Raw genomic sequence first — 970 nt, 5'->3', positions numbered from 1 at the left:
AACCTGAGTTCGGGATAAGGAAGGGGCAAAACAGGTAGGGTGAAAGTGCCAACTTATCATCCATCTGAATTACCCCCATGCCTAGTCTAGAGGAACTGTTTTGCTCGGTCGATGATTTTTGCCAACGCTTTGAACCGCAGTGGGAGCGTCAACTGCTGGGAAATGGATTACAACAACGCAAACGAGCGCGGAGCTTGTCGTTGAGCGAAATCATGACAATTCTGATTGGCTTCCATCAGTCGTGGTATCGAAATTTCAAAGCCTACTACCAAGAGAAAGTCCAGGAGCAATGGTCAGCGGAGTTTCCAGGATTGGTGAGTTACAATCGCTTTGTCGAGTGGATGCCGAGTACGTTGATACCGCTATGGGCATACTTGCGCTCGTGTTTTGGCACCTGTAGCGGCATCAGTTTCATGGATTCCACCAGCCTCAAAGTCTGTCACAACCGTCGCATCAAGCAACATAAGGTGTTCAAGGACTTGGCGACGCGTGGCAAAACGTCAGTCGATTGGTTCTTTGGTTTCAAACTCCATCTGGTCGTCAACGACTCAGGGGAGTTACTTAACGTTATCTTGACTCCTGGCAATACCGATGATCGCGCTCCAGTGCCGAAACTGGTGCGGCAGCTTTTTGGCAAAGTGTTTGCTGACAAGGGCTACGTGTCTCAAAAACTGGCAAACCAGTTGTTAGAAACTGTTGGTATCCGGTTGATTACCAAGCTCAAGCGCAATATGAAACAGCGCTTGATGCCTCTGACTGACCGGTTGATGCTGCGGAAGCGCTCGGTCATCGAAACGATTATTGACCAGTTGAAGAACATTTCTCAAATTGAACACTCTCGGCATCGCTCTGCGGTCAACTGTTTTGTCAACATTCTCTGTGGACTGATTGCCTATTGCCATCAGCCAAAGAAGCCTACGATCGCCATTGACTATAATTTGCTGCCTTCGGCTTAACCCGAACTGACGTT

1 protein-coding gene is annotated in these 970 nt (G+C 48.6%); it reads left to right on the top strand.

Annotated elements, in window-relative coordinates:
- Nucleotides 1-77: 77 nt before the first annotated feature.
- Nucleotides 78-956: an IS982 family transposase gene (locus tag AB3R30_RS26865; protein ID WP_458652267.1), complete on the top strand. Its 879-nt coding sequence runs from the start codon at nucleotides 78-80 to the stop codon at nucleotides 954-956.
- Nucleotides 957-970: the final 14 nt, after the last annotated feature.

The organism is Sivoneniella epilithica UHCC 1019, assembly GCF_040830845.1.
GTDB lineage: Bacteria > Cyanobacteriota > Cyanobacteriia > Leptolyngbyales > Leptolyngbyaceae > ULC077BIN1.
This window is presented reverse-complemented; position numbering and strand designations above follow the sequence as displayed.

Excerpts from the sequence above, each read along its gene's own strand:
- AB3R30_RS26865 (WP_458652267.1), top strand. The coding sequence starts at position 78 with ATGCCTAGTCTAGAGGAACTGTTTTGCTCGGTCGATGATTTTTGCCAA.